Genomic DNA, 15,492 nt, shown 5'->3' with positions numbered 1-15,492 from the left:
ACCCGCCGTCGCCGTGTGACCCGTTTTTCCTGCCTCCGGTGTCCGGCGTCACAGGATTTTCGGGGTGATGGCCGTCGCCCGCCGTTCATCGACGGCGGCCGTCCGGCGTAGGCTCGTTTTGTGACGATCGAGCACTCCGCGCCGACGACCGGCCAGGCCGCGAGTTCCGCGACGCCCGCCCCCGAGGGGCGGCGACTGCTGCGGATCGAGGCCCGCAACGCCGAGACGCCGATCGAGCGCAAACCCCCGTGGATCAAGGTCAAGGCCAAGATGGGCCCGGAGTACACCCAGCTGCGCGGGCTGGTTTCCCGCGAAGGGCTGCACACGGTGTGCCAGGAGGCCGGCTGCCCCAACATCTACGAATGCTGGGAGGACCGCGAGGCCACCTTCCTCATCGGCGGTGACCAGTGCACCCGCCGCTGTGACTTCTGTCAGATCGACACCGGCAAGCCGGCCGAGTTCGACGCTGACGAGCCGCGCCGGGTCGCCGAGTCGGTGGTGTCGATGGGGCTGCGGTACGCCACGATCACCGGCGTCGCCCGCGACGACCTGCCCGACGGCGGCGCCTGGCTCTACGCCGAGACCGTCCGGCAGATCCATGCCCTGCAGCCCGGCTGCGGTGTCGAGCTGCTGATCCCGGACTTCAACGCGGTACCCGAGCAGCTCGCCGAGGTCTTCGGCGCCCGGCCGGAGGTGCTCGCGCACAACGTGGAGACGGTCCCCCGGATCTTCAAGCGGATCCGCCCGGCCTTCCGCTACGAGCGCTCCCTGGACGTCATCCGGCAGGCCCGCGCCGACGGCCTGGTCACCAAGAGCAACCTGATCCTGGGGCTGGGCGAGGAGCGCGCCGAGATCTCCCAGGCACTACGTGACCTGCACGCCGCCGGCTGCGAGCTGATCACCATCACCCAGTACCTGCGCCCGTCCGCTCGGCATCACCCGGTGGAACGTTGGGTCAAGCCGGAGGAGTTCGTCGAGCTGCGCGAGGAGGCCGAGGAGATCGGCTTCGCGGGTGTGATGAGCGGCCCCCTGGTGCGTTCCTCCTACCGCGCCGGCCGCCTCTACCAGCAGGCCCTCGCCGCCCGCGAAACCGTCACCCTAACCACCCGCTAAACCCCCACCCCACCCCCAAGCCCTAGCGATCATGCAGTTGTGGTCGTCGTTATGCGTTATTTGTGCCTTATCGGTACGACCACAACTGCATGATCGGCGAGGCTTCGGTGGTGAGCCGGGCGCGGATCAACGGTGCGGTGGGCGAGCACTAGACTTGACGACATGGCAAAGCCCCAGGAGAAGGTCTCGTTCGGCCAGCGGCTGAAGCAGATCGGGATGGTGTTCCGGTTCACCGCCAAGCAGGACAAGTGGTTCGCCCCCTTGGCCACCGGCGCGGTGCTGATCCCGCTCGCGTTGACCGTGGTCGCGGTCGCGCTCTGGGGCTGGCTCTGGTTGCCGCTGGGCATCCTGTTCGCCCTGCTCTGCCTGCTGATCGTGCTCAACCTCCGGTCGAACCGGGCGATGATGAACGCGGCCGAGGGGCAGCCGGGCGCCGCCGCGCAGATCATGGAGAACATGCGCGGTGACTGGCGGGTCTCCGCGGCGGTCAGCTCGACCACTCAGATGGACATGGTGCACCTGGTCATCGGTCGACCCGGCGTGATCCTGCTGGCGGAGGGCAACCCGCAGCGGGTTCGTGGGCTACTCGGCCAGGAGAAGCGCCGGCTGGCCAAGGTGATCGGCAACGCCCCGCTCTACGACTACGTCATCGGGCAGGAGGAGGGCGAGCTGCCGATCCGCAAGCTGCGGATGACGTTGATGCGGCTGCCCCGCAACCTCAGCGGTAAGGACGTCAACTCGCTCGACAAGCGGCTCAAGGCGCTGACCGCCCGCCCCCAGATGCCCAAGGGCGCCGTCCCCAAGAACCTCCGCCCGCCGCGCGGGGCGTTCCGCCAGATGCGCGGTCGCTGAGCCCGCTGTTCGACCGGCGATCGCGGATCAGCGCGGCGCCGGGGTGACCACCGAGCCGGCGAGGCGGTCGTGCAGGCCACGCCGGTGCTGGTCCATCAGCAGAGCGGGGACGACCAGGGCGAGCAGCACACCACGCAGCAGGGCCCGGGGCAAGCCGATCCGGCCGCCGTCGGACCAGTCGACGCAGCGGATCCGGGTCAGGTACATGCCGGGGGTCTGGGCGAACAGACCCAGGAACACGCAGTACAGCAGGACCAGCACCAGCACCGGCGCCCAGGCGTCCCGAGCAGGGCTGGCGAACAGGCCCGACGCGAGCAGGCAGAGAATCCAGTCGACAACCAGCGCCCCGAACCGGCGGCCCAGGTCGGCCGGGACGAAGTCGGGATCCGCGGCGGGGGGTGGCGAGGTGTGCGGCTGGCTGGTCACCTGGACGAGCCTAGTCAGCGCCGCAGCCGACCCGGGTGCAGGCCCGACGGTTGGCGGGCAGCGAACCGGACCGCAGGCAGGCCAGGACCGGCGGCCGGGGCCGCGTGGACGGGCGACGTCAAAAAGGACCAACCCCATCAAGTTTCACTACACTGGCACAGCCGGACCCGTTTCTCTGGGTTGAGGTGTCCGGGTACGACACCCAGGTGACCCAACGCGAGTGACGTAACACGGCAGAAACACTGGAGACACGGCTGGGCAACCGCGCGGCCATAGCGTCGCCAGGAGCTTAGCTATCCGTGGACGTGCCAGGAGGACGAGTGTTCGCCAATCCCGAGGAACTCCTGCGTTACCTCAAGAACGAGGACGTGAAGTTCGTCGACGTTCGGTTCTGTGACCTGCCCGGCGTCATGCAGCACTTCAACCTGCCGGTGGAGTCCGTCGACGACGACTTCTTCACCGACGGTCTCGCTTTCGACGGGTCGTCGATCCGCGGCTTCCAGGCGATCCACGAGTCGGACATGCTCCTGCTCCCGGACGTTGCCACCGCCTTCATCGACCCGTTCCGCGCGCAGAAGACCCTCGCGCTGAACTTCTTCATCCACGACCCGTTCACCCGCGAGGCGTACTCGCGTGACCCGCGCAACGTGGCGAAGAAGGCCGAGGCCTTCCTGGCCGCCAGCGGTATCGCGGACACCGCGTACTTCGGGGCCGAGGCGGAGTTTTACATCTTCGACTCGATCCGCCACGAGACCTCGGCGCACCAGTCGTACTACTACATCGACTCGATCGAGGGCGCCTGGAACACCGGCCGCGAGGAAGATGGCGGCAACCGCGGCTACAAGACCGCGTACAAGGGTGGCTACTTCCCGGTGCCGCCGGTGGACCACTACGCCGACCTGCGCGACCAGATCGTGCGCCGGCTGATCGACAGCGGGTTCACCGTGGAGCGGTCGCACCACGAGGTCGGCACCGCCGGCCAGGCGGAGATCAACTACAAGTTCTCCACCCTGCTGCACGCCGGCGACCAGATGCAACTGTTCAAGTACATCGTCAAGAACGAGGCCTGGGCCGCCGGCAAGACCGCCACGTTCATGCCGAAGCCGCTCTTCGGGGACAACGGCTCCGGTATGCACACCCACCAGAGCCTCTGGCTGAACGGCGAGCCGCTGTTCTACGACGAGACCGGATACGCCGGCCTCTCCGACACCGCCCGCTGGTACATCGGCGGTCTGCTGCACCACGCCCCGTCGCTGCTGGCCTTCACCAACCCGACGGTCAACTCGTACCGTCGTCTGGTGCCCGGCTTCGAGGCGCCGGTCAACCTGGTCTACTCGCAGCGCAACCGCTCCGCCTGCACCCGCATCCCGGTCACCGGCAGCAACCCGAAGGCCAAGCGGGTCGAGTTCCGGGTGCCGGACCCGTCGGCCAACGTCTACCTCGCCTTCTCGGCGATGCTGATGGCCGGCCTGGACGGCATCAAGAGCAAGATCGAGCCGCCGGCGCCGATCGACAAGGACCTCTACGACCTCCCGCCGGAGGAGTGGGGCAACGTCAAGCAGGTGCCGGGCTCTCTGCCGGCCGTGCTGGACTCCCTCGAAGCCGACCACGACTACCTGCTCGACGGTGGCGTCTTCACCCCCGACCTGATCTCCACCTGGATCGACTGGAAGCGGGCCAACGAGGTCGACCCGGTGCGCCTGCGCCCGACCCCGCACGAGTTCGCGATGTATTTCGACTGCTGATTGCGCTCAGCACCTTCGGGCCGGCTCCGCGTTCGCGGGGCCGGCCCGAACGCGTCGACGGCCGCTCGACACCACCTGGGGGTTGCCGCACCACCCCGTCGGCTGACCCGGTCGACGCTGCCGCACACTGTGCCGACAACGTGACCTGCCGGGAGGGTGACAATGACCGTACGCGCAACCGATCGGCCGTCGACGCGCCTGGAGGCCGCCAAGGCGTACGCGGAGCACACGTGGGGGCGGGGAGCTGCCAAACGGGTCGCCACGTTCGGCGACGGCACCCCGTACGTGCGGGCCGGTCTGCTGGCGCAGACCCTGACCTGGTTGGTCGACACGGTGGTGTGCCTGGTCGGGATCGGGGTCTGTGTCGTCGTCCTGAGCCTGCTGCATGACGGCGGGCAGGGCCTCTCCATCGACGCCGTCGTCGTGCTGGCGCTCACGTCGTGCGTCCTGGTGCCGATGATCTACGGGCTGTGCTACGGCAACGGCCGGGCACTCGGCGCGGTCCTCACCGGCACACAGCTCGTACGGGCCCGGGACGGCGGTCGAATCGGCCTGAAGGGCTGCTGGGCGATGGTGGTCAGGACGGTGTTCATGCCGGTTCTGTTCGGCCTGCTGGTGCTGAGCTCGGCGATGGGCTTGGGAGTGGCCGGTTCGCTGGCGCGGACCAGCATCGACCGCGCCGCCACCGGACAGCTGCACGCCGCAGGCATCCACTGACACCCCGAATACCTTCGCGTCCGATATATTAACCGGGTGGACACACCGCTGCGCGAACCCACCTTCCTCATCCTGACCGCCCTCGCCCGCGAGCCGATGCACGGCTACGCGATCATCGGCGAGGTCGCCGCCCTCTCCGACGGGCGGCTGTCGCTGCGCCCCGGCACCCTCTACGGCGCACTGGACCGGCTCACCGATGCCGGCCTGGTCGAACTCGACCGGGAAGAGACCGTCGACGGGCGGCTGCGCCGCTACTACCGCCTCTCCGCCACCGGCGACGCCACGCTCGCCGCAGAGACCGAACGGTTGCGCCGCAACGTCGAGGCCGCCACCGCGCGACTGCGCGCCCGCTCGGTGCGCCCGCTCGCGCCGCGTACCGCCGGAGGTCTGGCATGAGAGACCTGGAGCGTCGCTACCGACGCCTGCTTCGGGCGTACCCCACGGACTACCGCCGCGACCGCGCTGACGAGATCGTCGGGACGTACCTCGAACTGGCCGACCCGCGACGGCGCTGGCCCTCCCCCGCAGACGCCGCCGACCTCGTGCGCGGTGGCCTCCGCCAGCGGCTGCGGGCCGCCGGTGTCACCGACCTGATCCCCGGGGTACGCCTCGCGGCGCTGCTCGCCCTGACCACCGCCGCCTTCCTGGCCGGCTTCTGGGCGATCGTCGAGCAGTCGCCCGTGGCCACAGGCGCACCAAGGTTCGGGCCCTTCGCGTCGGCTGCCGTCGTCGCGTGGCTCGTCTGGCTGCTCTCCGCGCTGTTGGCGCTCGTCGCGCCCGGTCGCCTCACCCGCGTCGCCATCACCGTGGCAGTGCTGGCGACCGCGGCGGTGCCGGTCTTGAGCCTGGCCACCAGTTTGCCCCGGCCGCCGCTGTTGCTGCTGGTTCCCCAGGTCGCCCTGGGTGTCCTGGCGCTCGCGGTCGATGAACACCTGGCGCGGTCAGCCCGGGCCCTGCCGATCATCGCCGCCACGAGTGGCGGCCTGGCCGCCTGGGCGCCGGGGAACGATCTCTACTGGGGCTCGTACCAGTGGACGTCCGAGCAGTTGCTGCCGGCGGTCGGGGCGGCGTTGCTGGGGGTCGTCCTGCTGCTCGCCGTCGGGTTGGCCATGCGACAGGACTGGCGGGGCGGCTGGGCGGTCGCTGCCCTGCTCACCCCGATCGGCCTGCTCAGCGCGCACATCCTGGCCGGCGCGGTGGACGGCCTCGGTGGCGCCCCGCACCCGACCTACCCGACCCTGGTGTCCACCGCCCTCACCGTCGGCCTGCTCGGACCGGTCGTGCTGTTGGTCGCCGTCGCCCTTCGTCTCCGGCGGGTCGACGGCGGCCAGCGAGGTGACCTGGCTGGTCCGGGTGCCGGTGACCGGCGGCAGCTGGCGGAGGTGGTGCCGGCGGCGGGGGATCGGACCGGCACCGGTCGCACCTGCCCCACCTGCGGCACGCGCCGCTGACCCACCTCCCGCCCGCGCCTCTGTCGTGACTTGGGGCCGCTCATCACCGTGGCAGCTCAGCTGCTCATATACCGGCGTGTCGAACAGCTGGACTGCCACGATCGGTGGTGTGCCGGGTCCCGGCGGGGATCAGGTGGGTGGGGGTGGGAGTGGGGGTGGGAGTGGGGGTGGGAGTGGGGGTGGGAGTGGGGGTGGGAGAGGGTCCAGATCAGCGTGGCGAGCACCAGCACGGTCATCGCGACCGCACCCGGGGCTTTGGACAGTCGGGCCAGGTTGGTGCCGTCCGGCAGGGCGAGGAACGAGGCCAACGCAGACGGCAGCACGAACCAGGCGGTCCGGGTCGCCGCCACCGCGAGCACCGCCAGCGGCCACGTCGCGTACCAGGGATGAAACACCGGCCCGAGCAGCACCGTGACCCCCAACCCCACCCCCGCACCCCCCAACACCAACCCCACCGGAGTGTTGATCATGAGGTTATTGTCCTGGGTAAGCGCTTGCCCATGCAATAACCTCATGATCAACGCGTTCGGGGTGCGGCGGTTGGGTGCCGGATCGGTTGGTCCGGGTGGGGGGCGCAGGGCGGACCAGGTGCGGTGCCAGAGGAGGAGCAGCAGTGCGGCGAGCAGTCCGAGGCCGATCGTGCGCGTCACCGGGACCGCGTCGGGTCGCCGGCCCACCAGTTCGCCGACGTAGTCGACGAGCATGCCGACGGCGGTCGGCGGCGAGGTCCACTGCACGGTGTCGCCGCTGTGCGCCAGCCCGGCGACCCAGCCGAACCCGAGACCGGAGAACAGCGAGGGAACCAGCAGCCCACCGAGCACCCCGACGGCCAGCAGACCCCCGTCGCGCAGCAGCGCCGCCACGGTGAGCCGGCCCCGCACGGCGGCCAGCGCCGCGAACGGCAGCACCACCACCGCGGTCGCCTTCACCGACACCGCCAACCCGAGCAGCGCCCCGGCCACCAGCAGCGCCCCAGCGGCCAAGACCGCCCGGGGAACCGACAGCACCCCAGGAGTTGGCAGCACCCCGGAAACCGGCAGCGCCTCCGAAGCCGGCGACGTGCCAACTGCCGGCAGCCCGCCCGGAGCCGGCAACGCCCCAGAAGTCGGCACCGCACCCGAAGCTCGCGACGCCCCTGAAGCCGGCAAAGCCCCCGGCAGCGCCCCAGAGGACGGCAGCGTCTCGATCGACTGCGACGACGCGGGCTGATTTGGTGGTCGGCGGGCCAGGATCAGCAGGGCGGGTAGGAGCAGGCCGAGCATCACCGCGTCGTTGTGCGCGCCAGCCACCAGGTGCACGCCGACCAGCGGGCAGGCCAGCAGCAGCCAGACGGCCCGCCGGGCCGGTACGCCGGCCGTCCGGGCCAGGCCGGGCAGGCAGGCCGCTGCCGCCAGCACGCCCCCGAGCGCCAGCAGCCGCAGCAGCACCACGGTGCCCGCCAGCCCACCACCGAGCACCACGGCCAACGCGGCGAGCAGGACGAAGAACGGCCCGTACGGTGCCGGGGTGTCCCGCCAGACCGGCGCGACCGCCTCGACCCAGGGGCAACCCGCCGCCGCCACCCCGGTGGCGTACGGGTCACCACCGTCGGCGTAGATCCAACCCTGGCAGGCGTACGAGTAGACGTCCCGGCTGCCCAGCGGAGCGGTGAACAGCAGCGGCAACGCCCACAGCCCGGCGGTGACGTACGCCCACCGGGTCGACGGCGCACCGTCGCGCAACGTCCACCAGGCACCGACCATGGCGACCGTGCCGATCAGCCACACCGTGACGGCCAGTGGGCCGCCGTCGGTGTTCCAGAACCGGGTGGTGGTGGCATCGGGCAGGGCACCGGCGAGGTAGCCGACGACCGCCAGCAGCAGCGCCCCGAGCAGTCCGGTGTACCGGGCCACCAGGTCACGTGGGCCCGCAGGCCGGGCATCAGGCTCGCGCCCGGGACCCGGATCGCCCCGGGTGCCGGACGCGAAGCGGGGACCGAGGTGGGAACGGGCGCCGGGATCGGTCACCGGCGGTACCTTCCTCCAGTGCGGTGCCGGGCACGCCCCGCCGGACCTGGTCTATTCGACCGGCACCGGTTGACGGGCTGCCGCCCGGGCCTCCTTCGCCGACCGTACCAAGCGGATCGTCACCACGATCACGAACAGCGTCATCAGCGGCGCACCGACCGTCTTGGTGTAGCGGGGCAGCCCGGTGCCGTCGGCCAGCACCAGGAAGGCGGCGTACACGGTCACCGCGCTGAACCACCAGGTGCGCTGCGCGGTGGCAGCGAGCAGCGCCAGCGGCCAGAACCAGTACCAGGGGTGGAACAGCGGGGCGAGCGCCACCGTCGCGGTCAACGCCAGCGCGGCGTGCCAGAGCGGATCACGGTGACGGGCCCGGAACCACAGCCAGACCAGCACCGCCAACAGCACCACGACGGCGATGGCCCGGGTCACCGGCAGCGCGTCGATGTGCTGGCCGAACGGTAGCGCCAGGTAGTTGACGGTCTGCCCGACGGCGGTCGGCGGCGAGGTCCAGGCGACCACCTCGTTGCCGTGCGACAGCCCGGTGATCCAGCCGAGGTCCAGCCTGGCGGCGAGGGTCACCCCGAACAGCGTGGCCACGGCGCCGCCGACCACCGGCGTACCGTGGCGCAGCAGCGCGCGCAGCGAGAAGCCGCCGGTTATCGCGGCGAGCGCCGCGAACGGCACCACCACCAGCGCGGTCACCTTGATGCCGGCGGCCAGGCCGAGCACGACGCCGCCGGCCAGCAGCGGCCAGGGTCGTCCCGGGCGGCTGACCACCACGGCCAGCCCGGCCACCAGCAGCCCCACCATCAGCGCGTCGTTGTGCACGCCGGAAACCAGGTGCACCCCCACCAGCGGGCTGGCCAGGGCGAGCCACAGCGCGCGCTCGACCGGTACGCCGCAACGGCGGGCCAGCACCGGCAGGCAGGCCGCCGTCAGCGCCACGCCGGCCAGTGCGAGCACCCGGAACAGGGCGATGCTGCCGATCAGGGAACCGGTCGCGGCGACCACCGCGCCGGAGAGCACCACGAACAGCGGACCGTACGGCGCCGGGGTGTCCCGCCAGATGTACGACATGGTGTCCAGCCACGGACAGGGCAGCGTGGAGACGCCGTACTCGTAGGGGCTGATGCCGCCCGCGTAGCTGGCCCCCTGGCAGGCGTACGCGTAGGCGTCCCGGCTGCCCAGCGGCGGGGTGAACAGGAACGGCAGCACCCAGAGCCCGGCGGTGACCAGGGCCCACCGGAGCGACGGCACCCGGTCCCGCAGCGTCCACCAGGCCACCGCCATGGCTGCGGTGCCGAAGAGCCACAGCCCGATGATCAGCGGCCCGTTCGGGCCCAACCAGATCTTGACCGGGTTGGGTCGCAGATCACCGTCGGGCAGGGCGCCACCGAGGAACGCCGCCACGGCGAGCATGATCGATCCGGCCAGTCCGGTCCAGCGCACGAGGTGATGGGGCACGCCCGCCATGCTGCCAGTACCGTGACCGCCGTACCGAGGTGGGCATGGCGCGGGGGTCAACGGGACGGGCAGTGGCCGGACGGCCTCAGGCTGCTGGTGACCTCGAAGCTGCCGGGCTCGCGGGCCTGCACCGTGACCCAGCCGTCGGTCCCGGGGCGCATGCACCCGTCTCCGGCGGCCAGTGACAACCACCGTGACCACCGGACCCGCACGAGCAGGTCGGCTGGGGTGTCGACGGTGAACCGCACCCCGGCGTCGTCGGACCCGGTGAGCCGGGCCGGCGCAGAGACCAGCGGTTCGGCATCGAGCACCTGGTAGAGACGCCACTGCCCGGGGCGGCCGACCTCGCGAAGGTACGGCTGGCCGGCCAGGATCAGCGTCGCCTCGTCCCGGCCGTACCGGTCGAGGGCCGCGTCCGGCGCGACGGCGACATAACTGACGGCGTTGCGCCGCAGCCACTCGCCGTACCGGTCGGCATCGAGAGTGCCGTCGTAGAAGAGCGCGTTACGTCCCGCGTCGGCCTGCCGCTCCCAGCCCCGGGCCAGTGGCACCGCGGCGGCCACGAACACGCTCTCCCAGTGGTCCCGCAGCGGCACCACCTCGACCCGGCCGATCGGTGCCCGCCCGTCCAGGTCGTCCAGCAGGGGCTGGAAGAAGGCGGCGTACGCCGGCGCCGACCCGCGACGGACGATGTCGTTGGTCATCACCGGGGACTGCCACCAGAACAGCGCGACGAGCAGCGCGGCCAGCCACCGCCGGCTCAGCTCGACGTAGGCCGCGATGACCGGCAGGGCGAAGAGCATCGGCAGACGCAACGCGTTCGAGCCGATCGGACTGGGCAGGTAGTAGGCCGCGACCAGGAGCAGCGCGGTGAGCCCGGCACCGACCCGCACGGCCCGCACCGGCACGAACGCGAGCACCACCACGGCCAGGGCAAGGTTGACCCGCAGCGATTCGGCGCTGAACGGCTGCCAGCCGCCGTTGCCGAAGAGCACCGCCATCGGTGCGACCGTCACCAGCGGCGCCAGGCAGAGGACCAGGGCGGCGGTCCCGGGTCGCCGGTGTCGCCAGACGTCGAGGATCAGCAGGACACCGCCGGTGAGGCCGGTGAAGAGGCCGGCCACCGGGCTGGCGGCCGTCGCGAGCACCGCCGCCACGCCGGCCGCCGACAGCCACGCCCACCGTGGCCCCCGGGGCACGGCCACCGCGCAGAGCGCGAGCAGCGCCCACATCAGGCCGACGGCGAAGGTGATCCGGCCACTGGCCAGGTTGCCCACGAGGATGACCGCGCCCAGTAGGCCGCCGAGCAGCGGACGACGGGCACCGGTCAGCACCAGCAGCCAGGCCAGCGCCACGGCGGAGACGACCGCCGCGACCGCACCGACCGTACGCACCCCGACCCAGGCGCCGAGCGTCTGGGTGTAGAGGCTGTAGCCGAACTGGTTGACCCCGCCGTACCAGGAGAAGTCGAGCGGTGCGAAACCGTTGCGTTCGGCGAAGCCCGCGCGGGCCACCTGCGCGGAGAGATCGGTCCCCATCGGCGGGGCCAGCAGGAACAGGCCCGCCAGCACCAGCGACACCACCAGCGGGCCGAGGACGGTCAGGGCCGGGGGTCCGCCGACACCTGACGGAGCACCGGGGCCGCGCGTGTCCGGGTCGGCGGCAGGGGTGGGTGTCGGCACCGAGCAGTCGTACCACGCCCGGCCGGGGTGTTAAGCAGGGGCCCCTGCTCTACCGCAGGCGTTAACAGGGTGCCCTTCCTTACATCTCCAGGACGCGTTGGGTGGCGGTGCGGGAGCGGCGGCCGGTGCGCAGGTACTCGTCGAGGAACTCGCCCGGGTCGTCGTGACCGAGCAGCCGGGTCACGCCGGCCAGTTCCACGCCGTGCCGGGGCAACTGGTCGCCGGCACGGCCCCGGACCAGCATCAGCGCGTTGCGGACCTGGGCGGCGAGCGTCCAGCCGGCCGCCATCGCCTCGGCGTCCGCCGGGTCGACCAGGCCCGCGTCCCGGGCGGCGGCGAGCGCGTCGAGGGTACGCGTGCCGCGCAGCGCCGGGTGCGCGCCCGCGTGCCGCAACTGGAGCAGCTGCACCGCCCACTCCACGTCGGCCAGGCCACCCCGGCCCAGTTTGGTGTGGGTGGCCGGGTCGGCGCCCCGGGGCAGCCGCTCGGTCTCCACGCGTACCTTGATCCGCCGGATCTCGACAATCTGCTCCCGGGTCAGCCCGCCGGCCGGGTAGCGGATCGGGTCGACCATCCGCTCGAACCGTGCGCCCAGCTCGGCGTCGCCGCAGACGCAGCGGGCGCGCAGCAGCGCCTGCGCCTCCCACACCTTCGACCAGCGGGCGTAGTACTGCTGGTAGGCGGCGAGGCTGCGGACCAGTGGCCCCTGCCGGCCCTCGGGACGCAGGTCGGCGTCGACGCCGAGGGGCGGGTCGGGTGCGGGCATGCCGAGCAGCCGCCGTAGCTCCTCGGCGATGGCGTGCGCGGCGGCGCTGGCCGCGCTCTCGCTGACGCCCTCGGGTGGTTCGTAGACGAAGAGCACGTCGGCGTCGGAGAGGTAGTTCGACTCGTACCCGCCGAGCCGGCCCATCCCGATCACCGCGAAGGTCAGCCCCGGCATCGCCGGCTGGGCGGCGCGGGCGATGTGCAGCGCGGCGGCGAGCGTCGCGTCGGTGACGTCGCAGAGTGCGGTGCCGACCGCCGTGATGTCGGCCAGGGGGGACGTGGTGCGGCCACCGTCGGGGCGGGCCGGGGCGAGCGAGCCGGCTCGGCTGAGCAGGTCGGCGCAGGCGAGGCGGAGCAGTTCCCGGCGGCGCAGCGCGCGTACCGCGCGGGTCGCCTCGACCGGGTCGGCGTGCCGGGCGCCGGCGGCGGTGAAACCCTCGAAGAGCACCTCGCGCGGGCGGGGGCTCAGCTCGCTCTCCTCAGCCAGGAGGCGCAGCGCCTCCGGCTCGCGGGCCAGGAGATCCGTGACGTACCGGGAGGAGGAGAGCACCCGGGCCAGCCGACGGGCCACCGGCCCGGAGTCGCGCAGCAGCCGCAGGTACCACGGCGTGCTGCCGAGCGAGTCGGAGACCTGCCGGTAGCTGAGCAGCCCCCGGTCCGGCTCGGGCGCGTCGGCGAACTCGCTGAGCAGCACCGGCAGCAGGGTGCGCTGGATGGCGGCGGTGCGGCTCACCCCGCCGGTGAGGGCCTGGAGGTGACGCAGCGCCCCGGCCGGGTCGGCGAAGCCGAGGATCTCCAGGCGGTTGCGGGCCGCCTCCGGGGTCAGCCGCAGCCCGTCTGCCGGTACCCGGGCCACGGACTCCAGCAGCGGCCGGTAGAGCAGCTTGGCGTGCAGTCGGCGTACCTCTGAGGCGTGGGTGACCCACTCGGCGCGGAACTCCTCGACGGCGCTGCGCCCGGGGGTGGCGGTGTAGCCGAGCGAGGTGGCGAGCCAGCGCAACGCCCTCGGCTCGGTCGGTACGGTGTGGGTGCGCCGCAGGCCCTGCAGTTGCAGCCGGTGCTCGACGCCGCGCAGGAAGCGGTAGCCGCGTAGCAGCGCCTCGCCGTCGGCCCGGCCGACGTAGCCGCCGGTGACCAGCGCCCGCAGGGCGGGGATGGTGCCGGGCGCCCGCAGCGTCTCGTCGCCCCGGCCGTGCACCAGTTGCAGCAACTGCACCGCGAACTCGATGTCGCGCAGCCCGCCGGGACCGCGTTTGATCTCGCGTTCCAGCTCCTTCGGCGGAATGTTATCGATGATCTTGCGGCGCATCGCTCGGACGTCCTCGACCGCCTCGGGGCGTTCCGCCGCCTGCCAGAGCAACGGTGCCAGCGCGTCGATCCAGTCCTGTCCGAGCGCCAGGTCACCGGCGGCCGGGCGGGCCTTGAGCAGCGCCTGGAACTCCCAGGTCCGGGCCCAGCGCCGGTAGTACGCCAGGTGGCTGGCGAGGGTCCGCACCAGCGGGCCCCGGTTGCCCTCGGGGCGCAGGGCCGCGTCGACCGGCCAGGCGACCAGGCCGCAGATGTGGATCAGCCGGGTGGCCACGGTGGTGGCGGCGGTCAGGTCGTCGTCCTCAGCCGCCACGAAGATCACGTCGACGTCGGAGACATAGTTCAGCTCGCCGCCGCCGCACTTGCCCATCGCGACCACGGCCAGGCGCGGTTCCCGGGTGCCCTCGGGCAGCTCCGCCACGGCGATCTGGTACGCGGCCGACAGCGTGGCGTCGGCCAGTTCCGAGAGCGCAGCCATCGTCTGTTCCAGGCCGCGCCCGCCGGTCAGGTCGGCCGCCGCGACCCGCAGCAACGCCAGCCGGTACGCCCGCCGCAGCACCGCGATCGGGTTGCCCTCGCCCGACAGGTCGAGGCTGCCGTCGGCGGTCGGCGCAAGGCCGTCCGGTGCGGTACGCAGCACCGACCACTGGTCGGGGTTGGCCACGAGGTGATCGCCGAGTGCTGCGGAGGCGCCCAGGACGGCGAGCAGCCGGCGACGCAGGCCCGGATCGTCGTGCAGTGCGGCCAGCAGCGCCGAGCCCGTCCCGATGCCTCCGCTGGCATCGGCGGTGGCGTCGGTACCCGCACCACCGGAGTTCGTGCCGCGGCCGGGTCCGGCATCCCGCCGCAACGCCCCACCGGGGCCGATGGTGCCGTTCGCGCCAGCCGCACGGTGCTCCGCCTCGACCAGGCGGTGCAGCTGGCGCAGCGCCAGATCCGGGTCGGCGACCCGGGACAGCGCGGTGAGCAGCTCGCCGGCCGGTTCGTCGGTCGGTTCCTGCGTCTGCGTACGCCACAGGCCGAGGCCACCCGGTCCGAGCAGGTCGGCGGCGCGGGCCCCCGCGTCGTCGTCGGTGACGCCGAAGCCGTAGCGGGCGAGTCGGCCCGTGGCGCTGGTCGGCCGGCCCATCAGTGCCCGAGCAGTGGCAGGCTGCGACGCGACCCGTCCTCCAGCTCGCCGAGGGCGAGCGCGGCGAACCGCGCCGCGAACGGCTGCCAGACCTCCTCGATGTCGACCATCACCGCGTCACAGGCGGAGATCACCAGTTGCGGGTCGTAACCCAGCTCAGCCAGCAGCGCCGAGTCGGTCGCCCATTCGGCGATCATCGCGGTGTCGCACTCGATGTGGAACTGCAGTCCCCAGGCCCGGTCGCCGAGGCGGAACGCCTGGTGCGGATAGCGGGTGGAGGCGGCCAGCAGCGTGGCCCCGGCGGGCAGTTCGGTGATCTCGTCAGCGTGCCACTGCAACACGTCGGGAATCAGCGGCACGTACCGGAAGAGGGGATCGTTCTCGGCTGCGTCACGCCGCCCGACGACGGCGGGTCCCGCCTCCGGACCGGACGGGCTGCGCTCGACGGTGCCGGCGTGGGCGGTGGCGAGCAGTTGCGCGCCGAGGCAGATGCCCAGGGTCGGCACCCGGTGCCGCACGGCCTTGCGGAGCAGCTTCTCCACGGCCGGAAACCAGGGTGCCGCCGGCACGCCGTCGACCAACGGATAAGCCTGCTGGTCGCCGCCGAGCACCACCAGGGCCGCGAACCCGTCCAGGTCAGCGGGGAGCGGGTCGCCCGCGTGCGGGCGAACCACCGACAGCTCCAGCCCAGCCTCGGTCAGCCACTCCCCCAGCCGGCGCGGATCGTCGGTCGGGTCGTTCTCGATCACCAACGCGGTTGCCACATAGTCGAGGCTATCCGGTATCCGGAAACACGCCCGGAGCGGCTCGTCCCCAGCCTGCGGCCGGCCCGTC

At 72.3% G+C, this 15,492-nt stretch carries 11 protein-coding genes and 1 pseudogene; 6 read left to right on the top strand and 6 right to left on the bottom strand.

From position 1 onward, the window contains the following. The first annotated feature begins 120 nt into the window (after positions 1-120). Positions 121-1,113 (top strand): lipoyl synthase, encoded by a 993-nt coding sequence (gene lipA, locus Vlu01_RS09390; RefSeq protein ID WP_203996648.1) that lies wholly within the window; start codon positions 121-123, stop codon positions 1,111-1,113. Positions 1,114-1,275: 162 nt separating this feature from the next. Then, positions 1,276-1,965 (top strand): DUF4191 domain-containing protein, encoded by a 690-nt coding sequence (locus Vlu01_RS09385; RefSeq protein ID WP_203996644.1) that lies wholly within the window; start codon positions 1,276-1,278, stop codon positions 1,963-1,965. Between the two features lie 27 nt (positions 1,966-1,992). On the opposite strand, the gene Vlu01_RS09380 is transcribed toward Vlu01_RS09385, so the two are convergent. Continuing rightward, the gene (locus Vlu01_RS09380) at positions 1,993-2,328 is read right to left on the bottom strand and encodes an RDD family protein (RefSeq protein WP_239095823.1); all 336 of its coding nucleotides are present in this window, start codon (positions 2,326-2,328) and stop codon (positions 1,993-1,995) included. A 383-nt stretch (positions 2,329-2,711) separates the two neighbouring features. On the opposite strand from Vlu01_RS09380, the gene glnA reads away from it, so the two are divergent. The 4 genes from glnA (at position 2,712) to Vlu01_RS09360 (ending at position 6,304) form a co-directional block, all read left to right on the top strand. Further along, positions 2,712-4,136, top strand: coding sequence for a type I glutamate--ammonia ligase (gene glnA, locus Vlu01_RS09375; RefSeq protein ID WP_203996640.1), 1,425 nt, complete (start codon positions 2,712-2,714; stop codon positions 4,134-4,136). Positions 4,137-4,298: 162 nt separating this feature from the next. Next, positions 4,299-4,853 (top strand): hypothetical protein, encoded by a 555-nt coding sequence (locus Vlu01_RS09370; protein WP_203996634.1) that lies wholly within the window; start codon positions 4,299-4,301, stop codon positions 4,851-4,853. Positions 4,854-4,889: 36 nt separating this feature from the next. Further along, complete coding sequence (locus tag Vlu01_RS09365; protein WP_203996633.1) at positions 4,890-5,249, top strand: PadR family transcriptional regulator; 360 nt, start codon at positions 4,890-4,892, stop codon at positions 5,247-5,249. Further along, positions 5,246-6,304, top strand: a complete 1,059-nt coding sequence (locus Vlu01_RS09360) for a hypothetical protein (RefSeq protein ID WP_203996632.1) — start codon at positions 5,246-5,248, stop codon at positions 6,302-6,304. The genes Vlu01_RS09365 and Vlu01_RS09360 overlap by 4 nt, the downstream gene beginning before the upstream one ends. Positions 6,305-6,510: 206 nt before the next feature. Here Vlu01_RS09360 and mptB (Vlu01_RS09355) read toward each other — a convergent pair. From mptB (Vlu01_RS09355) to Vlu01_RS09335, 5 genes and pseudogenes are all read right to left on the bottom strand, one after another. Then, positions 6,511-8,199, bottom strand: a pseudogene (gene mptB, locus Vlu01_RS09355) (polyprenol phosphomannose-dependent alpha 1,6 mannosyltransferase MptB); the annotation flags it as partial. A gap of 162 nt (positions 8,200-8,361) precedes the next feature. Then, positions 8,362-9,774, bottom strand: a complete 1,413-nt coding sequence (gene mptB / locus Vlu01_RS09350) for a polyprenol phosphomannose-dependent alpha 1,6 mannosyltransferase MptB (protein ID WP_203996622.1) — start codon at positions 9,772-9,774, stop codon at positions 8,362-8,364. A gap of 56 nt (positions 9,775-9,830) precedes the next feature. Continuing rightward, positions 9,831-11,456, bottom strand: a complete 1,626-nt coding sequence (locus Vlu01_RS09345) for a DUF2339 domain-containing protein (RefSeq protein ID WP_203996620.1) — start codon at positions 11,454-11,456, stop codon at positions 9,831-9,833. A 79-nt stretch (positions 11,457-11,535) separates the two neighbouring features. Further along, positions 11,536-14,658, bottom strand: coding sequence for a bifunctional [glutamine synthetase] adenylyltransferase/[glutamine synthetase]-adenylyl-L-tyrosine phosphorylase (locus Vlu01_RS09340; protein ID WP_203996618.1), 3,123 nt, complete (start codon positions 14,656-14,658; stop codon positions 11,536-11,538). Further along, a complete protein-coding gene (locus Vlu01_RS09335; protein WP_203996616.1) occupies positions 14,658-15,422 on the bottom strand; it encodes a type 1 glutamine amidotransferase in 765 nt (254 codons plus the stop codon). The genes Vlu01_RS09340 and Vlu01_RS09335 overlap by 1 nt, the downstream gene beginning before the upstream one ends. Between the last annotated feature and the right edge of the window lie 70 nt (positions 15,423-15,492).

It is taken from the genome of Micromonospora lutea, from assembly GCF_016863535.1.
Lineage (GTDB): Bacteria > Actinomycetota > Actinomycetes > Mycobacteriales > Micromonosporaceae > Micromonospora > Micromonospora lutea.
This window is presented reverse-complemented; position numbering and strand designations above follow the sequence as displayed.